General features: G+C 61.2%; 14 protein-coding genes. 8 read left to right on the forward strand and 6 right to left on the reverse strand.

Features of this window, described 5'->3' with window-relative positions:
- Positions 1-23 precede the first annotated feature (23 nt).
- Genes C463_RS13865 through C463_RS13900 form a run of 8 tightly spaced genes read left to right on the forward strand, consistent with a single transcriptional unit; the run spans position 24 to position 13,289 of the window.
- On the forward strand, positions 24-1,757 hold the full coding sequence (locus C463_RS13865; RefSeq protein ID WP_008444889.1) for a hypothetical protein: 1,734 nt from the start codon (positions 24-26) through the stop codon (positions 1,755-1,757).
- Positions 1,754-2,611 (forward strand): hypothetical protein, encoded by an 858-nt coding sequence (locus tag C463_RS13870; RefSeq protein ID WP_193365871.1) that lies wholly within the window; start codon positions 1,754-1,756, stop codon positions 2,609-2,611. The genes C463_RS13865 and C463_RS13870 overlap by 4 nt, the downstream gene beginning before the upstream one ends.
- Positions 2,612-2,613: 2 nt before the next feature.
- Positions 2,614-3,729 (forward strand): hypothetical protein, encoded by a 1,116-nt coding sequence (locus tag C463_RS13875; RefSeq protein WP_008444892.1) that lies wholly within the window; start codon positions 2,614-2,616, stop codon positions 3,727-3,729.
- Between the two features lie 2 nt (positions 3,730-3,731).
- Positions 3,732-4,853, forward strand: a complete 1,122-nt coding sequence (locus C463_RS13880; RefSeq protein WP_008444896.1) for a hypothetical protein — start codon at positions 3,732-3,734, stop codon at positions 4,851-4,853.
- A complete protein-coding gene (locus C463_RS13885) occupies positions 4,837-7,071 on the forward strand; it encodes a VirB4 family type IV secretion system protein (protein WP_008444898.1) in 2,235 nt (744 codons plus the stop codon). The genes C463_RS13880 and C463_RS13885 overlap by 17 nt, the downstream gene beginning before the upstream one ends.
- On the forward strand, positions 7,064-10,888 hold the full coding sequence (locus C463_RS13890) for a hypothetical protein (RefSeq protein ID WP_008444900.1): 3,825 nt from the start codon (positions 7,064-7,066) through the stop codon (positions 10,886-10,888). The genes C463_RS13885 and C463_RS13890 overlap by 8 nt, the downstream gene beginning before the upstream one ends.
- A complete protein-coding gene (locus C463_RS13895; RefSeq protein ID WP_008444902.1) occupies positions 10,885-11,769 on the forward strand; it encodes a DNA primase-like protein in 885 nt (294 codons plus the stop codon). The genes C463_RS13890 and C463_RS13895 overlap by 4 nt, the downstream gene beginning before the upstream one ends.
- The gene (locus C463_RS13900) at positions 11,766-13,289 is read left to right on the forward strand and encodes a primase-associated protein (protein ID WP_008444904.1); all 1,524 of its coding nucleotides are present in this window, start codon (positions 11,766-11,768) and stop codon (positions 13,287-13,289) included. The genes C463_RS13895 and C463_RS13900 overlap by 4 nt, the downstream gene beginning before the upstream one ends.
- A 283-nt stretch (positions 13,290-13,572) precedes the next feature.
- Here C463_RS13900 and C463_RS13905 read toward each other — a convergent pair whose 3' ends face one another.
- The 6 genes from C463_RS13905 to arsD all read right to left on the reverse strand — a co-directional run bounded on the left by C463_RS13905 (position 13,573) and on the right by arsD (position 17,762).
- Positions 13,573-14,418: an arsenite methyltransferase gene (locus C463_RS13905; protein WP_008444906.1), complete on the reverse strand. Its 846-nt coding sequence runs from the start codon at positions 14,416-14,418 to the stop codon at positions 13,573-13,575.
- Entirely contained in the window at positions 14,411-14,770 is a 360-nt protein-coding gene (locus C463_RS13910; RefSeq protein WP_049905952.1) for an ArsR/SmtB family transcription factor, read from the reverse strand. The genes C463_RS13905 and C463_RS13910 overlap by 8 nt, the downstream gene beginning before the upstream one ends.
- A 186-nt stretch (positions 14,771-14,956) precedes the next feature.
- Positions 14,957-15,145 (reverse strand): halo-CC-star protein HcsS, encoded by a 189-nt coding sequence (gene hcsS / locus C463_RS13915; protein ID WP_008444909.1) that lies wholly within the window; start codon positions 15,143-15,145, stop codon positions 14,957-14,959.
- A complete protein-coding gene (gene hcsL / locus C463_RS13920; protein ID WP_008444910.1) occupies positions 15,136-15,504 on the reverse strand; it encodes a halo-CC-star protein HcsL in 369 nt (122 codons plus the stop codon). Before hcsL ends, hcsS begins: the two co-directional genes overlap by 10 nt.
- Positions 15,501-17,435 (reverse strand): arsenical pump-driving ATPase, encoded by a 1,935-nt coding sequence (gene arsA, locus C463_RS13925; RefSeq protein ID WP_049905954.1) that lies wholly within the window; start codon positions 17,433-17,435, stop codon positions 15,501-15,503. Before arsA ends, hcsL begins: the two co-directional genes overlap by 4 nt.
- Positions 17,436-17,762 carry an arsenite efflux transporter metallochaperone ArsD gene (gene arsD, locus C463_RS13930; protein WP_008444912.1) on the reverse strand — a complete coding sequence of 109 codons (327 nt, stop codon included), beginning with the start codon at positions 17,760-17,762 and terminating at the stop codon, positions 17,436-17,438. It abuts the gene before it with no gap.
- Between the last annotated feature and the right edge of the window lie 336 nt (positions 17,763-18,098).

Genomic DNA, 18,098 nt, shown 5'->3' on the forward strand with positions numbered 1-18,098 from the left:
CCAGTTCCCACAACACACCCCTAATGATACGAGGAAAGCTCCCTGTATTCATCGCCGGCTTGCTGGCGACGAGCCTAATCACGGGTATCGTCGCCGCTGATCCGCCACGACCTGGTACGGAAGGGAATGGGCTCACCGAGAATGAGTCGGCAACGCTCTGGTCACGTGATGCAGACAACTACATCAGCCAGGAGGAGTACCGCCAACGCTACGGCGAGAACCGCTCCGCTGTCCATCAGGTCGCCAACGGGACGGACGTTACGTTCAAACGGCCGCCCGCGACCGCGGCAACGTGGACACGGAACAACTTCGAGGACCTCGACGCCGGCGGGGCAGATACGTCCGTGCATCCGCCGCACGCGGACCTTGAGGACGGCATCTTCATCGAAGATGCTCACGCAACGATCTTCGCACTCCAACCCTCTACCCGAGGGCACCTGGAGTCCGGTGAGACCCCACTCTACATCGCGCCGAATGGGACGATGCGCGGGTTCGTTGATTACCGCGTTCGCGTGCCCAACGAGAGTTCCTCCGGCAACACGACTATCTCGTGGTCGCTCACGGAGCACGAGATCGAGGAAGTCCGGTTGAAGAAGGACGGCGAGACCATCGCCGAGCGTGACGGGGCCTATGCGCCTGCCCTCGACTACCAAATCGAGGATGACTGGAGTGCGAATCTCACGCTGGAGGCGGAGATTAGCGTTCGGCTGAAGAAGACTGTCAGGACCGACCATGGTGACCGGACGGACGTTGACGTCACCTATCGGACGGAATCACGCAACGTCTCCGATTCGATCGCCGTCGAGATCTATGACCTTTCAGCGTACCCCTACTACGCGGAGTACCCCAACGGCGACGCCGGCGTGGCCATCTTCCAGTCCCGGCCGTGGCAGGGATATACGCTCACGGAGGACGGTGAGGCACGGATCCGTGGCATCTGGCGGTTCTACACCGCTCGGAACACCAACTGGGACACGCTCGTTCGGTCGAACCGGACGGAGAGCGCCACCGTCGAGTCAGACGCAATTCCGGTGTACGTCCACGCCTATCCCTCGCGGATCGGGCCGCGTGCCGAGCCGGTTCGAGACGGACCGGAACTCATCGAGACGTGGGGGACTGACCGCCCGTCGCCCGTCGGCACTATCGGCGAGAACATCAACATCGACATCGTCAATCAGTCGTACACGACGACGTACGGCGTCGCCGTTCGGGCGGAGACCATCGACCGCGAAGCGCTCCACGTTGCGGGGATAGTCCGTGGCGTGAACGCCTCGATTGTCGAACCGGATGGGGGCTCCGAGCGCCAGCTCCGGCACAGCAACCTCACGGTCAAGGTCCTCGAACAGAACCAATCACAGGCGACCCTCCGTATCGAGCTACGGGATAATCAGACCGGCGCTCCAATCACGCTCGACGATAGCCGTCAGTACCCGATTGGCGGAACCACCCGGAACGGGTACATCACCGTCGCAGATCAGCGCGTCGAGACCAACGAATCCGGCGTTGCAATCGTGACGATCGACGAGCCGGGGATCTACACGGCTCGGTACCATCCGGGTTCGTGGCTTGGCCATAATCCCGCGTACGTAAGCGATTCCGCGACGGCGCGCTGGCATCCACTGGGGACAATCGACGGCTGGTTTGCGCTGGTGTTCGAGGTCGGCTGGCAGCTGCTGCCGTTCTTCGTGATGTTCTACGCCGGCAAGCGACTCCTGCGGATGCTCGGCCCAGAAGACATCTTCCAGAAAAACCCATGACTCGAAACAATCCCCACATCAGTAGACGGACCGCCCTCCGAACAGTCGCCTGTGCCGCTCTGGCGAGCGTGGCCGGGTGTATGGATGGCAACGGAAGCACCGGTCCTAACGGTAGTTCAAGTCCAGAAGGTGAATCCGGTGTGTTCCGGCAGGTGACTGTCGAAGGAACAGAACTCATAGTCCAGTTCGATTCGGATTCGGAGTTCGACCAGATCAACCTCATCCAACCGAACGGCGAACTTTTCGGACAGCGGGAGGTCGCCGCTGGTTCCCAACAAGTCTCATTTGATATCGGCACAACGTACGCTCCAGGCGAGTACGAACTAGTAGCACTCAGCGGTGAGGAAACAGTTGGTGAAAGCTCGCTTTCTGTCCAGCCAAACCTCGGGATCGTCGAGATGGGCATCGGTAGAAACCAGCCCGAAGAGATGTGGGATGGATCAGTAAGCGAAATCGATGAGGAGGCCTACGTCACACTCGAAAACCAGGGAACGGGCCCCGATGCGGTTACAAAATTACTCTTTATCGGTGATGTCCCCTATCCATCCGACGAAGAGGGAACGAACTATGTCGATGATGAAGACGTAAGCGGGATTTACGACCCGAAATCCGACTCCGAGGTCGAGCAGGTCATAATCGCGCCCGGGGAGCAATTTACGCTCTATAGTTCACGCTCGCCATTTGCTTTCGTTCCTGGAGCAGGCACGTCCTGTTCGGAGGAGTCGAAGACCGGTGAGTTTGAACTAATACTCGAGACGCGGGTTGGCGGGGACCGAATCACCAAAACGTACAGTATCCAGTATTCAGGCGCCCAAGAAACCGATAGTTGTGAAATTTCTATCAGTGAGGCTTAACCATGGTTGATCTAATCGACGTCGTCCTTGAGGGTTTCAAAGAGGTAGTCGATTGGATTGTCGGCCTCTTCATGGACGGCCTGCGTTCCGGCTATGAGACCCTCACCGAGGAGATGTTCGGGACACCAACGCCGGAGACGGACGGTGCATTCGTCTTCGGAGAGCCCAGTAATGCTCCGTGGCCGTCGATTCAGGACGCGCTTGTCGGTGGTGAGATCATGTTGATCTCGCTGCTCCTCCTCGTGATGTGCGTTCAGGGCCGTCACACGATCCGTATATTCAATATTGGAAGTGCATACGAGGCCAGGCGCACCAAGAAAACTGCTTGGGTCGGCGCGTTTCTGATTATCAGCTGGTACTGGGTCAGTATTCTTGGACTCTACATTGTGGACGGGTTCACTATTGCGCTGATGCCGAGTCTGGGTTCTCTGGGCGATGCGATGCTCAATTTGCTCGAAGTCTCAATCACAAACCCTGGGCTTTCACTCGTATTCGCACTTATAGGAGGACTCTCGATGTGGGCTTTGGAGGCCCTCTACTACATTCGCGAAGTCCTGCTCTACGTCTACGTGTATGGAATGCCGATTGCGTTCGCGCTGGCCTACGGAAACATCCCCGTCCTCTCGGATATCGCGATGGGCTTCAGCAAAAAATTCGTCCCGTTAGCGGTCCTGCCCCTGCCTGCAGCAGTGGTGTTCAAAGGATACGACTTGCTGTACTCTCAGAACGCCATCGCTCCGAGTAGTCCGTTTTTGCGGTATCTAGTCGCGGCATCGCTCCCACTGATCGCACTTTACCTGACTTGGAAGACGTTCAAATTCGCGACTCCACTGACCGCGAAGGTTCTCGGTGGTGCGACGAAGGGAGCGGCACTCATCGGCGGTGTCGCCGCTGGGGCCTACATCGGCGGCGCCGGCGTCGCGACGACTGCTGCCCGGTGGGGACCGAAGGCCGCAGCCGGCCATGCCGTCGCACAGAAAGCTGCTTCTCGAGGCGGTCATGGAGAGAGTGGCGATAGTATGCCTTCGTACCGACGCACCGAGAACGACCCCGGTGGTACTACGTCGGATACAGCGGGCGAGGAACGCGGAATGAACTTTGATAGAGGGATCCACTAACAATGTCCACCGATCAAGACGCAGCCGCACGGCGCATCATGGACCAGTTCGGTGAGGAGAGCCGCATTCCCTACCTCAACATCGAGGAAGGCGACGTTGGCGTCCTCATCGCCTTCCCGATCGTCGGCCTGTTCATTGCCGGCCTCACCGGCATCGAATCACTCGCCCTCCCGTTTGTCGCAGGGGGCTTCGGGTTCGGCGTCGCGATCGTCTACGTCTCGCCCGACCACCTCAACGCGTGGACGTGGACGAAAGACGTCTATCGCTACGTCAAACGCCCCCAGATCACGTTCAGTTCCCCAGAGGAGGCCAACAGTAGTACGAACGAGACAGAGCGCAACGAGGGCGGGCTCGCGAACTACACGCCGTTCAAGCCCGACGAACGAACGCAGGACCTTACGAACATCGAACGGGCGTGGCCGGGGGCTGGCGCGATCCAGCGCGCCGACGGCACGATGGAGGCGTTCATCGAGATCGACCCGGACAACATGGACTTCGCGATGTCCGACGACTGGGCCCAGCTCCAAGACGCCGGCGAGGAGTTCGCCAACAAGGAACTCGACTCCAAGCTCAAACTCCACGCGACAACCCGCTCATTTCCGGTGGAGCAGATTACCGAGAACATCGAAGACCGCCTGAACGACGAGGACGTCAAAGAAAACCCGATCTTCCGGGAACTCCTCGAGGAGTATCGGGAGACGCGGCCGAAAGAGATGCGCGACCGTGGAATCCAGCAGGTGCGGTACTACATCGGCGTCCAAGTCACCCAGTTGGAGGTCTATGACCGCTTCCGAGACGAGGGGACACCGGCCGAGAAGCTGACGCAGTTCCCCGTCATCGGGTTCCTCTTCAACCCGTTCGTGACCCGCCGAGAGGACCTCACCGACGTCGAGCGCCGCGCACAGATGTTCGAGAAGCTGGATAGCCGAGTCAACGACGTGCGGTCGGAGTTCATCCAGCAGGCCTCGGGCTGGTCCGCCCGCCGGCTCAGCACGGTCGAACTCTTCGTGTTGAATATGGACTTCTGGAACGGCCGCGAACACGACTACGACAACGCGGAGAGCGTCGTTCGCGAACAACCGATCATCGGCCACTCGCGCCGGGAGGATGCCCACGATGCGTAACCCCGTCCTCCAGACGGGCAGCGGAGCCTTCGCCCAGCTTACGGAGTGGCTCACGAATCCGACCTCAGCCGAGGGTGCGGCCCTCTACATCCTGCTCGCGGTACTGGTGGGAATCAGCGGGAAATTCCTCTGGGACCGGTACACCGAAGACGACGAGGAAGAGGTCGAGTTCTCGGACCTGCTCGACGAGGAGACCATCGAACAGGGCGCGGCCGAACGCCAACTCCTCGACGACATTGCCGAGTCGCATAAAACGGTGACCGCGCCGGCGGCGATCGAGTGGGAAACGCGTGCGGCACGGGTCGGCGAACAGTGGACGACGACACTGTACATCGCTGACTACCCGGACTACCCCAACGACGGCTATCTCTCCGAGCTCTTCGAGATGACCGACGTACAGTTCGACCTGACGGCCCACATCACGCCAAAGAATCAGGAGCGGGCCCGGAACGAACTGCAGGACATCGCTGACGACCTCCAGGTCGACGCTGACCTCGAACAGAGTGTGCGGAGTGCCTACTTGCAGGAACGTGCTAACGAGGCCGCCGCGACGTACAAGGCCGTCGAGAACGGCGCGAACGTCTTCGACCAAGGGATGTTCATCACGGTCAGAGCCGACGAGAAGGACGACCTCCAGGACGCTGTCCAGAAGGTCAAGAGCGCGCTCCGTGACGACCCCGCGAACCTCACCCCGAAGACGGCGATCTGTCGGCAGGACCTCGCCCTTCAGTCCGCCGCGCCCATCGGCGACAACGAGTTCGGCCGGACGTCGATTGCGCTTGGCGGCGCCGTCGGCGCGTTGCTCTCCTCGCCGCACAACGCGACAATCCTCGAAGAGGGCGGCGTCGAGTTCGGGATTCACAAGGACAACCAGAGCCCGGTCGTCATCGACCCGTTCGCTCGGGACAACGGGTACGCGATGTTCACCGTCGGCGATACCGGGTCGGGGAAGTCGTTCAGTTCGAAGCAGAACTTCATCCGCTCCATCGAACAGAGCAAAGACCGCATCGGCATCATCCTCGAACCGCTGAACAACTGGGCCGGCGTCTCGGAGGCGCTCGATGCCAAACGGATCACGGTCGGCGGGACCCTCGGCCTGAATCCGCTGGAGATCCGGGAGACGCCTGAGCACGTCCAACGGGCGATGGGTGAGGACGCCAGCCCGTTCAACGAGAAGCTTGACGACGCGATGAGCTTCCTCACGAATTTCTTCGCGCTCCGGGGCATCTCGCTTGGCGACCGCCGGACGACACTGGAACTCGGGCTCAAGCGGGCGTACAAGCGCAACGGGATCACCGACGACATCTCGACGCACGACAACCCGAGCCCGACGATTCGGGATATGATGGACGTCTTCGAGGATATGGTCAACGACCCCGAGGAGTTCGTCGTCCGGTCCGATGAGGAGGCTGGGAAGATCAAGGAGGACGCGACGTGGCTCCTCGACCAGCTCCGTCCATTCGAGGCGGACGGCCGCCACGGGAATCTCGGCCAAGAGTCGGATTTCGACATCCGAGACGAGAAAGTCATCTACCTCGATCTCGCCCAGCAGGAGGGTAGCGTCGACAGCAGCACGGCGCTGACGATGCAGTTGCTCATCTCGCTGGTGTACGAGCGAGCGAAGGTCTCGGACAAGGAGGTCGTGTTCTACATCGACGAGGCCCGCTACATCATGCAGGACGCCGCGAGCCTGGCGTTCCTCGAGACGGTGTTCCGCCACCACCGGCATCACGACCTCTCGATCCGGCTGGTCACCCAGACGGTTGACGAGTTCTTCGAGCACGCCGAATCTGAGGCGATCCTTGACCAGTGTGCGGTCAAGCAGTTCCATCGCCTCGACGGGATGGACGAGGAGTGGGCCGACGAGTTCGGCTTGAACTACGCGCAGATGCGGTTCGTTCAGGACGCTGTCCCCGGCAACGAGGACGCCGGCTTCTCCGAGGCGCTGGTGGGCGTCGACGGCGAGTGGCGCGGCATCCAGGTCAAACCGATGCCCAAAGAGAAGCAGGTCATCGACTTCGACCCGACCTCCCAAGTTCGGTCCTCGCTGCCCGGCGCCGGCGATGAGGCCGTCGATACCGAGATGCAGGATTTCCAGGAGGAGCTCAACCATCGAGCAACGAACGGAACGAACGAAACGAGCGAACTGAACGAGGAATCAGACGCCGTCGAAGCTGAGCCAGACGGCGGGTCTACGGAGGGGACCAACGATGGCTGAGTACCTGCGCGTCACGCCGACATCCGAACGACTCGATCCGGAGAGTATCCCCCGAGTTCTCGACAGCCTCCACAAACTGACCATGCCTGGCTCGTCGGGCCTCGGGGCGAAGCTGAACCCGCTCCACAGTGAGACACCACCTCGATTCGAGTTCCTCGCGATCAGCGATGGTCCGGACGACCCGGTGGAGTTCTTCTACGGGGCCGACGCGCACCTCGATACGCTTGAGAAACGCCTCCGCTCCATCTATCCGGCCACGTTTGACATCGAGCGCATCGACGTCGACGTTGCCGCCCGGCTTATCCAGCCAGTCGAGTTCACACCGCAGGAATTCGTCGAACACTACGAGGCCGGGCGGCTGCAGTACGAGTTTGGCCCGGCAGAACAGTACGACATCGTCGACGAGGAATCAGTGGGGGCCGAGACAGCCGAAGCAGACCCCGTCGTCGACGGCGGTACGGCATCCACGAGAGTCCCCGATCATCATGTTACTATCGGGGACTCAGCCCTCGAACTAGCGCCGTCCGATGCACTGCCGGACGACGACGAAGAGCGACGAGCCATCGAGAAGCCAACGATGACACCGGCAGGAACGATTCTAGCTCGCCCGGCCCAAGACGCTGTCTCGCCGCTCGGTGTCCGGTGGTGTGGCTCCGCGTCACGGAAGCAGGACTGGATGACCTCGCTGACGCCGTTCACGGCAGAGGAAACGAACGGCGACCTCTCGTCCGTCGACGAACCGGGCGCAGCGCTGGCGTCGCTGATCGACCATCTGATGGAGGCGACAGCGCCGACCGCGTTCCAGGTCGTCTTCCAGCGGCGTGCCAGCTGGCAGTCCGACGCGGAGGTGCGGAAAGAGGACCTCGTCGACGGCCGCGACACGTTCTTCCAAGAAGTCGTCGGGTCGTTGCTCGAAGTCGAGGAGCAGCGGAGCGATCAGGACGACCGGCAGCTCAGCGAGTCCGTCGAGAAGCGGATCGAGTACATCGACGCGAAGAACGCCAAACGGTCGTTCACGGTCAACGTTCGGGCAGTCGGCGTCCCCATCGACGATACTCACGACGACCTCGATGGCCGGATGGACTCGCTCCTCCCGGTCTTCGACCCGCTTGATGGACCGTTCTACGAGGTCGAGGGGCAACGCCTCCGGGACAGCGGCTTCCGTGAGAAAACGAAGGAGAAGAAGGCACGGGCCGCGCTTCAACGCCTCCTCAATCGCGAGTTGACGACGGGTCGGGGGAAGACCCGCCCCGAGTTGGTCCTCTGTGGGACGGAGCTCGCGAACTTCGTCCTCGTCCCCTCTTCCGAACAGTTGACCGTCGAAGGGACGCGGGGAACCAGAGCCGAACAGCAGAGCCGCAATCCGCTTCCGTGGCCGAATCCCGACCTGATCCAGCAGTTCCAGGACGGGATGGAGATCGGGTACGCCCTCGACGAGAACGGTGAGCCACGGCCGGACCCGATCAGGATCCCGCCGGACCTGTTGCCGACGCATTACGGGCGGTTCGCGTCGACTGGTGGCGGGAAGTCGAAGGCCATCATCAACGACGCGCTCTCGCTCCGCGAGTCGACTGGTGGCCCCGTGGTCCTCGTCGACCCGAAGGGGGACGGAATGTGTGAGAACTACCTGCGCTGCCACTACGATCGGTTCGACGGTCTCGACGACGTCTACCACTTCCGCGTGCCGGAGACCATCCCCGCCTTCTCCTTCTTCGACATCCGTCCCGCGCTCGAGGCCGGTCGCAACCGGGAGGACGCGATTCAGGACAAGGTCGACCACTTCCACGACATCCTCCGGATGATTATGGGCCGCGAACAGTACGGTCAGGCGTTCGTCGCGAACGAAATTCTGAGCTACCTGATCAAGGCGCTGTTCGACGAGGAGTATGGGAGTGACGTGTTCGGGCTGGATGACCTCTTTGCCGCCGCGCTTCGGATGCAACGCGAGCAGACGATTCCCCCGGTCTCAGCGGACAACCAGAACATCGAGGAATCGCTGACGCGCCACTTCGCGAAGGACAACCACCAGTTCCAGGTATCGATGGACGCGGTCGGGAACCGCCTCGACAAGCTCAAAGAGGACGCGCACCTCCGGCGGATCTTCAGCCACGTCCCTGAGCAAAACGACGCCGGCGAGTACGTCGACAACCGCTTCGACTTCCGCGAGTTCCTCGATGAAGATGCCACCATCATCTTCGATCTGGGCGACCTTCGCCCGGAGGCACAGCGAGCGATTACGCTGCTCCTGTTGAGTAACCTCTGGGACGCCGTCCAGGTGCGCCGACGCGACGGCCAAACCGATTACGAGAAGCTCACGAACCTCATCATCGAGGAGGCCGCACCGGTGGCGTCGACGAAGCTCGTCTCCGAGCAGCTACTGCCGCAGGGCCGGTCGTTCGGCCTGAGTATGGGGCTCGTGATGCAGTTCCCAGAGCAGGTGCGGAACCGGAACGAGCGAGCCTACGACGAGGTGTTGAACAACATCAAGACGAAGCTCATCGGCAACATCTCGATCGAGCGCGACCTCGCAGAGTCGCTTGCCCACGAGGACCTCAGCCCGACCGAACTCCGTAACCGAATCAACACGCTTCCGAGCGGTGAATGGATCGCCCAGCTCCCGAGTCCCTCGTTCGGAGAGACTGGGCCGCCGCCGTTTTCACTGAAACCGCTCCCGATTGCGCCGGGGCATCCAGAAAGCGACCAGCCGCTCACAGAGCCCCAGGAAGACCATTTCAAGTCCGTGTCCAGGCCACGGATGGTCGAGCAGACACAAGCCCAGTATGGGCTAGCAGAGGCGACTGAGTCGAACACTGCTCCGGAGGAGACTGGCTGGGGTAGTACGGGAGCCGACACGACAGGCTCGACTGCCGACGGCGATACAGCGACCGACCCGACGCAATCCGCGTTCATCAGTGAATCGACAACTGAGGACGCATCGACGTCGACTACGCAGCCCGAGACGGACAGCGCCCCAGATGCAGACGAGTCAGAGATGAGCCCCCTGTTCGGGCAGGCTACCGAGACGGACGGGGAATCAGCTGGTGACCAAGCAGTGGAGCCGGAGAACGGGGCAACGCCCGTTCAGGAAAGCAGTGTGCCAGTCCCCGATGACGAACTCCGACAACGCGGGCTTAGTCGCGACGACGTCCGGTTCCTGAATCGTGTCCTCGACGTGATGAACCGGGACGCCAGCGAGTACACCCTCCTGGACTCGATGCGTCCGCTCCAAGACGAGTACGAGGAGCTCAACCTCCAGCGGCTCATCGACCGGAACCTCGTCGAGGAAGCCTCAGTCTGTGGTCGGAAATACTACACCGTCCTTCCAGCGGGGCGCGAGCTTCTCGGCGAAAAGCTACAGGTGGGTCCGGGACTGGGGGATATTGGAGAGAAAACGCCGCACAAAGTTGGAGTTCGCCTCCTCGAGCTGTGGCTTCAGCAGCAGGACGATGTCGCCCGCGTGGAACCGTACTACGAACACGATGCTGACACCGTGTTCGACGTCGCCGGGTTCGACACGGAGGGTAAACTCGTCTGGGTCGGGGAGGCAGAACTCCCGAGCAACAACACCCACGCGCCGGTCGACGATTACGATAAACTCAGCGCAGTGGACGCCGACGCAATCTGGGCTTTCAACAACCGTGAGACTGCCGTCGAAGTTCTGGACAAGCTGTCTGACGCGGATCGGATCGAGGAGAGCGTCAGCGGACGTGACGCACGGTCGTTCTCGACGATCCAAAACGCTGTGGCGGACTTCGATACAGCAGGGATGACCACCGTTCGAGGGTTCAAGAATCTCGATCAGGAGGTCAGCCAATGACGTGGCGACAGGCTACTCGTGAGGAGATCTACGCCTACTACGTCAAGGAGTTCCCGCGCTACATCGGCGACCTCCCCGAGTTCATCACGGCTGATGGGCCAAAGCAGTACGCCGTCGGCTTTCGAGACCCCCATCCGGTTCGTAAAGACGAGGTACCGGACAAGGACTTCATCCGGCGGGATACGTGGCAGACAAATAGATCCGGGGAACGAACGACACCCGAGTTCGACGACTTCGAGGACGTTGTGGAGTTCATTCGCCACCCCGCCAAGAACGACCCGCTTGGGCGCAGCGAATTCGCACTCGCAGACCCGGAGGTGCTGGAGCAACCTGATCCACGGCCCGACGCCGTCTACTACGCGCTGGATCACTGGGAACGACCGTGGGTCCTCTTGGTCGACATCGATGCGAAAGAGATCGCTCGCGACCGAGCGGACGAGTTGGTTTCGGCGAGCGTTGACGACCGGGATGACGATGCGCTCCTCAACGACGCAGAAATCCTTGACGCCCCTCCAGAGGGGTATCCGTACGCCTTCGAAGACGTCGACCGTGCCATCGAGTACGGGTTCGAAGTGCGCGATATCTTCGAAGACGATTTCGATGCCGAGGAGACGATGGTCGTGTACAGCGGGCAGGGGGTCCACGTCTACCTCCTCGATACGGACCCGGCGCACCGGTACGATGAGCAGAGTCGCGAAGTGTTGAACGACCTCCTTCTCGAGACGTACGACATCCCCATCGACCCCGTCGTGACGGCCGACCGTCGGCGGGTCGCCCGGCTGCCCTATTCACTTCACGCCGACGTCTGTAGCATCGTTCAACCCATCGAGAGCCCGGCATTCGACGTTCGTTCGGCGACACCCGAGGTGATCGACGAATGAGTCCGAGTACGCCCACCGACGACGAGGACATGGCGTATCGAGTTGCGGCACTCCCGCTGGAGTACGGTGAAACCCGCATCAACCAGCTGTTTACGCGTGGCTACAATCGATACGTCGTCGACGGCGAGGACCAGCCTGAGGATCTCGTGAACGACGTCGAGCGGTTCGGCACGGCGGCGTTCAAAGAGCAGGTTCGTGCCGATGCCGCTGAGGAGCCGTTCGTCGACGAGCCGGGAACGCTCGCAGTGCTCGCGACGCTGAGTGCGATCTGTGTGAAAGAGCACCCGAAATTCGAGCACGCGTCGCCACGGAACATCCAGGTCCTCTACGACATCCGGGAGCTGTACGTCAACAATCTCGCCTCACTCATCCGCGCCCACGGTGATGGATCGCTCCAACAGGACATCGCCGACGTGCTGTACAGCAAGGAGCCCGGTGAGGATGGCCCACACCCAGGTCGGGTCTGTACGGGCATCACGGAGATGCCGGAGTTCGGGAATTGTCTCTACCTCGAAATCCCGATGGCGGCGGCGTCACGCAAATGTCTCGTTCGGGAGGACGAGGCGTCGACGGGGAGTGACGATGGCCGGGAGATACTGACGCGAGTGAAAGACAACAAGCTGTACGTCCCGGTCGGTGATTTCGACAGCAAGTATCGGGACTATGCTGAGCGGGCGTTCAAGAAGCTCCTGCGGGTACAAGAAGACGGGCTCTCCGACGATCAGCTGACGTGGCTAACTGCGAACGAGTCGGCGATTACGGAGCGGATCGGTCGCTTCCTCGAGACCGGCCATCACGAGCGGATCTGGCGGAACTGGGATCGTGGGGAGCGGACGATCCGCGTCCTCCGCCGGGCCCTAACTGACGCCCCCGACGAGGTCGCACAAAAGGGCGAGTTCCACACGGCGAAAGAACTCTATCGAGCGGTTGCGGCGTACGACGCTGAAGATGACTGGGAATCCTCTGTAACGGACTGGATCTCGAGCCCGAGCAGTCTCGCGAAGACGCTAGCCGACCATGAGTCCCACTCGGCCGTCACGATCGACCGCGATGGGCGCGTCAATACGTACCGAATCGGGCGAGCCGGGACTGGCGCCGAACAGATCGAGATGCGAGAGATCGAGGACCTCTTCGAACTCCCCTGTATGGCGAATATGGAGGAACGGCTACACGAGAAGAAGCCCGTCCGGAAGGACCTCTACAACTTTGCGCGGATGGTGATGTGGCTCCCGCAGTATCAGGACAGCAGCCTCGACGAGATCGCCGCGGACCTCAAGGACGTCTTCTCTCGGTGGCCGTGGTACGACGAGCAGGAGACCGAGTACCAGGTTCGCTACGAATTCTCGAACACCATCGGCGGCGACACGCCGTTGCCGATGAACTGCGATAACGACGACCTACAGCGCTACTGTATCGGCCAAGACCAGTGTCCCTACTCAATCTGGGGTAGTCTCCCGTTCCCGGACGAGATGTACGAGCAGGTTGAGGAGGGATCAGCTGGTCCCACTGAGCAATTCTGAACTACAGCTATCCGATTCTATTTGAAATCCTAAAAGACGGCTTCGAGTGCGGTGGCGTTCCCGTGGATATCCCCAAACACAACCGCTTGCGATGGCCGAGTCTCTTCCATGCTACGTCTATGCATAACGGCCATAATCCCTCCCGCTATGAGTCATATATATCTCAGTACGCGAATTCGGCTCCGTCGGGCTCGAACGACACTGATCTGTCGCACCTGTACTCGTGGACAGCGTGGACAACAGAGGGAGCGGGCGGACAGCGACGTGCGACCGATTCGGCCGGTCAGTCGTCGCGGGCTGGTTTTCGGGCTTCGATGGTAGCGGAAACGAGGTACTCGCCGAGGTCGCGGTCGGCGTCCCAGTCGCTGATGAACTCGGTGCTCTCGTCCTTCGGCGCGATCTCGACCGCCTCGAAGCCCGCCTCGTCAAGCATAGCGTTGAGATCGTCGATGGTGGATGCGCCGGCGACGCAGCCCGTCAGGGAGTCCGGGTCCATCTGGACGTCATCGGGGAACGGTGCGGTCTGGACAACGTCGGAGATTGCAACGCGACCTCCGGGTCGCAGCACGCGATAGGTGTCGTCGAAGACGCGTTGTTTCTCGGGGGCGAGGTTGACAACGCAGTTCGAGATGACGACGTTGACGGATTCGTCGGCGACAGGGAGGTGACCGATCTCGCCGAGTCGGAACTCGACGTTCTCGGCGTCGTTCTTCGCGACGTTCTCTCGGGCCTTCGAGATCATCTCGGGCGTCATATCGACACCGATGACGTGGCCGTCCGGTCCGACCTCTTGGGCGGCGAGGAAGCAGTCGAAGCCAGCGCCGGAGCCCAGGTCGAGAACGGTCTCGCCGGGAGCCATCGCGGCAAACGCCTTCGGGTTCCCGCAGCCGAGACCGAGGTCCGCGCCATCGGCGACCGACGCGACATCGTCGGCGTCGTACCCGAGGCGTTCGCTCCCGGATGCCTCCGTTTCGTCGCTACAGCAACCACCGTCGCCAGAGACATCCAAACCGACGTCACCACAGCAGTCCTGGCTGCTCGTGGCGATTCCCGCGTAGCGTTCCCGCACCATCTCGCGAGTCTCCTCGGGATCGCGATCGGCGACCATCGTCTCGTTGTCATTACTCATGGTTGCCTCGCAGGTCGTCGAGCGTTTCGAGCAGAACTTCGGTCGTCTCGGTCGGTTCGTAGTAGCGCCACGATCCTTCCTTGCGCCGCGTGACCAGGCCCGCGGTGTACAGTCGGGAGAGCGCCTGACTGACCGCGCTCTGGCTGACGCCGACTGTGGCTTCGAGGTCGCAGACGCAGACGCCGTCGTCGGCGTTCGCGATGCGTCGGAGGAGTTCGTACCGGGTGTCGTTGCCCATGGCTGAGAGCGTCTGGAGGTCCGTCGCCATCGCGTCCGAGTCGACGTTGCCAGGCGGGGCGCAGCAGGCGTCGGATGCGTCCATAACTCCATCAGCGGTTGCGTCCTGAATCATATCAGCTCTAGCTTATACAATCAAGCACTAATACGTTGCCCTCGAAAAAGACACTTCCTCCGATGTTCACAGACACTCCTCAATGACCCTCAAGCTCTGACGAACCACCGCGAGGAAACAAAGAAAGCCGAGTCCGTGATCTGTTTTGCTGGTCGAGAAGCCTTGATCGGAGAGCGTGTGCCTGGTCTAGCAGCAGTCGCTACCAGCGTCACAGGCGTCGCCGTAGTCGACGCCGGTCACCTCAGTGATCGTCTCCGTACAGTCATCGAGCAAGGCTTCGAAGTCGTCCCGGTCGCGTTCCGATTTCGCCTCTGCGAGCGCCCCACCGAGGGATTCGGCAGCGGTCAGAACGTCGTCAACGTCGCTCAACAGCACCCACCTCCGAGCGACTGCGCGAACTCCTGGCCGATTCGCTCGCTGACGACGTCGTTCGTCTCCGCGAGTAGCTCCTCGAACGCCTCCCGGGCCTCGCGATGGCGCGTGACCGACTCGATTTCCGAGAGGTCATCTTGGATGTCCCGGAGGTCGCTCATGAGCGACGCGTCGAACTCGCTGTCCTGGAGTTCGCGCTCGGTCTCCCGGTATGTATCCAGCAACTCCTGTGCCTCGGCGTCTGCCTCGAGTGCCTCACGTGCGTCGACCAACGCCTGGTACGTCTCACACGCCAGGAGTTCGTCGACGAACGCTTCGAGCTCGGCCTCAACGTCCCTCGTCTCGACAGGGGATTCGCTCATGACACCGTCACCTCCTCGCGGTCGTCCTCGCCCACGCCATCCAAGCCCGTGACGTCCGCGCCGAACTCGCAGAGGTCGTCGAGACCGACGGGCTCCTCCTGGCGCAGCGGCGCGAGCATCATCGGCACGTCGAAGCGCTCACTGATCTCCTCGAGGTACTCCGCTTGCTGCGCGCGCCGATTCTCGAAGAACGCGTTATCGCCATAATCCTCGGGGAGCAGATAGTTCGCGACCACGAGCGACGTCTCGATGCCGACCTGATCCTGGAGGTCCATCGCAGCACGATAGGCCTCCATCATCGGCGTGAACTCGGGATACATCACGAACGCGAACGAACTCCGACTCGGATCCTGCATCGTCTCGATGACCTCGTCGTACTTCCCGCCGTTCGCCGGGGCAGCTCCCTTCGTGAGCGACCCAAGGTCCATGAATCCCTTCCAGTCCGACGGCAGTTCCAGCAACCGAAGCGTGTGTCCCGTCGGTGCGGTGTCGAACACCACGATGTCGTAGCCGTCCTCCTCGAAGTAACTCACGAACTTCTCGAGCGCCGCCATCTCCTCGGCACAGGGCGACTCCAACTCCTCCTCGACGTTCGCGACCGCCGCCTCCACGTCGATCTGCGTGTCGTCCTTCTCCGCGTACATCTCGCGGACGTGATCGAGGACCTGCGTCCGGTACTCCTCGAGTGCGCGCTCTTGGTCGATGCGGGCGGCGTCGAGATTCGCCTGTCCGACCGACGTCGGTTCGTGACCGACAGGTTGCTCGAAGATGTCCGCCAAGTGCGCAGCCGGGTCCGTCGTCACGACGAGCGTCTCGTAGCCGGCCTCCGCGAGCGAGACCGCCGTCGTGGACGCAATCGTGCTCTTCCCGACACCACCCTTGCCCGTGAAGAACAGGTACCGCGTCTCCTCGACGGGGACGAGTTCCTCGGCGACCGCGTCGCCATCGGTAAACGAGTCGAAGTCCACGGTATCTTCGTTGGTCGCCCGTCGCGTCGCCGCATCCACGTCGACGGTCGCCTCCTCGCCGTCGTAGAGGACGCCACCGACGTCCGAGAGCAGCTCGAGGCCCGCGATCTCACCGGGCTGAAGTGGGTACGTCGCGAGCGCCTGCTGATCGAAGGTCGACTGCACACGGTCGATGACCGCCTGTTCGTCTGCACGCTTGCCCTCGAAAAACGGGTCTTCGCAGACCGACTCCGGTAGGTAGCCGTTGACGACGAGGAGCTGCGAGCTGATACCGAGCTCGGCGAGGTCGCTCGCGCTACGTTCGATCTCGTCGATCGACGATGACTCCGGTTTCCCGACGAACGCGAACGACGTCCGGGACTCGTCCGAGAGCGTGTCGATGGCGCGCTCGTAGTCCGCCTTCTTGTCGTCCATCGACGCCGCGGGCCCGATGCACGTCGACCCACCCTTCTCGAGTTCGGCGTTCCAATCTGACGGGAGCTCCATCAAGCGGATGGTGTGTCCGGTGGGGGCGGTGTCGAAGACGACGACATCGTACTCGGGGCTGTCCATGAAGTCGACGAAGTTGTCGAACGCGGCGATCTCCTCGACGCACGGACTGTTGAGTTGCTCTTCGACGGTCTGGATCTCCTCGTCGCCGAGGAGCGCCCGCATCGGCTCGATGGTCTCCTGGCGGTACTCTTCGGCGGCGACGTCGGGATCGATCTCGATGGCCGAGAGGTTCGGGACGTCGTCGATGGCGGTGACCTCGTGGCCGATGTCCTGGTTGAAGATGTCGGAGAGGTTCGGCGCCGGGTCGGTCGTCACCAACAGTGTATCATAGTCGTTGTCGGCCAGCCACGTTGCCGTGGCACAGCTGACAGTACTCTTACCGACACCGCCCTTCCCGCTGAAGAAGACGAACTCTGTATCTTCGCTGTTCGGTTCAACAACTTCTTTCGCTGGCGTTTGTGTAGCAGTCATTTACGCTTCCTGTGGGTCTGGGGAATCCTCGAGAGTCGATGCGAGTTCGTCGTACGAGAGATACGCTTCTCTGGCGACGATCTCGTCGTCGACGACGGTAATCGGGAGAATTGACGGGCCGTGCTCCTCGACCAGATCGGCGATTTGCTGGGTTTCGAGGAACTCCTCGATGTTGTGTTGCATATTCGCTCGCGACACGTCGACATCAAATTCGTTTTCGAGTTGGTCGAGGGCGGCACTGACTTCGACGAGTTCATCGTCCGGGTCTGGGCCACAGACGCCGGTGGAACAGCACATCGCTTCTTCGTACAGGGTGAGTTGAGTCATTCGTGGATCGGAAGGGGTTGTTCAATTGAGTAGGCGATACACCGAATCATCTCCAGCACTGAGGAGATTCGATTTGGCTCATTTTACTGTTTGTTCATATGTGTATAAGCGCTTTGGTCAGTATCTTCGAGACGGAGGATCAGGAGAAACGGCTTTTGTGACAGTGTGGTAAGACCAAAGGCGTCAAGACACCGTACTAAGCTTCTGCTTCCCTCGAACAAACGGTTGTCCATTCGTTAAGATGGTCGACGGTGTACTAAGCAGCCAAATGTACAATATCAATTAGAAACCCGTGGCTCCGTACACAACACTTACTTTATTATATGCTAAAATCAG

This window comes from Halorubrum californiense DSM 19288, from assembly GCF_000336875.1.
Taxonomy (GTDB): Archaea; Halobacteriota; Halobacteria; order Halobacteriales; family Haloferacaceae; genus Halorubrum; species Halorubrum californiense.

Excerpts from the sequence above, each read along its gene's own strand:
- C463_RS13865 (WP_008444889.1), top strand. The coding sequence starts at position 24 with ATGATACGAGGAAAGCTCCCTGTATTCATCGCCGGCTTGCTGGCGACG.
- C463_RS13870 (WP_193365871.1), top strand. The coding sequence starts at position 1,754 with ATGACTCGAAACAATCCCCACATCAGTAGACGGACCGCCCTCCGAACA.
- C463_RS13875 (WP_008444892.1), top strand. The coding sequence starts at position 2,614 with ATGGTTGATCTAATCGACGTCGTCCTTGAGGGTTTCAAAGAGGTAGTC.
- C463_RS13880 (WP_008444896.1), top strand. The coding sequence starts at position 3,732 with ATGTCCACCGATCAAGACGCAGCCGCACGGCGCATCATGGACCAGTTC.
- C463_RS13885 (WP_008444898.1), top strand. The coding sequence starts at position 4,837 with ATGCCCACGATGCGTAACCCCGTCCTCCAGACGGGCAGCGGAGCCTTC.
- C463_RS13890 (WP_008444900.1), top strand. The coding sequence starts at position 7,064 with ATGGCTGAGTACCTGCGCGTCACGCCGACATCCGAACGACTCGATCCG.
- C463_RS13895 (WP_008444902.1), top strand. The coding sequence starts at position 10,885 with ATGACGTGGCGACAGGCTACTCGTGAGGAGATCTACGCCTACTACGTC.
- C463_RS13900 (WP_008444904.1), top strand. The coding sequence starts at position 11,766 with ATGAGTCCGAGTACGCCCACCGACGACGAGGACATGGCGTATCGAGTT.
- C463_RS13905 (WP_008444906.1), bottom strand. The coding sequence starts at position 14,418 with ATGAGTAATGACAACGAGACGATGGTCGCCGATCGCGATCCCGAGGAG.
- C463_RS13910 (WP_049905952.1), bottom strand. The coding sequence starts at position 14,770 with ATGATTCAGGACGCAACCGCTGATGGAGTTATGGACGCATCCGACGCC.
- hcsL (WP_008444910.1), bottom strand. The coding sequence starts at position 15,504 with ATGAGCGAATCCCCTGTCGAGACGAGGGACGTTGAGGCCGAGCTCGAA.
- arsA (WP_049905954.1), bottom strand. The coding sequence starts at position 17,435 with ATGACTGCTACACAAACGCCAGCGAAAGAAGTTGTTGAACCGAACAGC.
- arsD (WP_008444912.1), bottom strand. The coding sequence starts at position 17,762 with ATGACTCAACTCACCCTGTACGAAGAAGCGATGTGCTGTTCCACCGGC.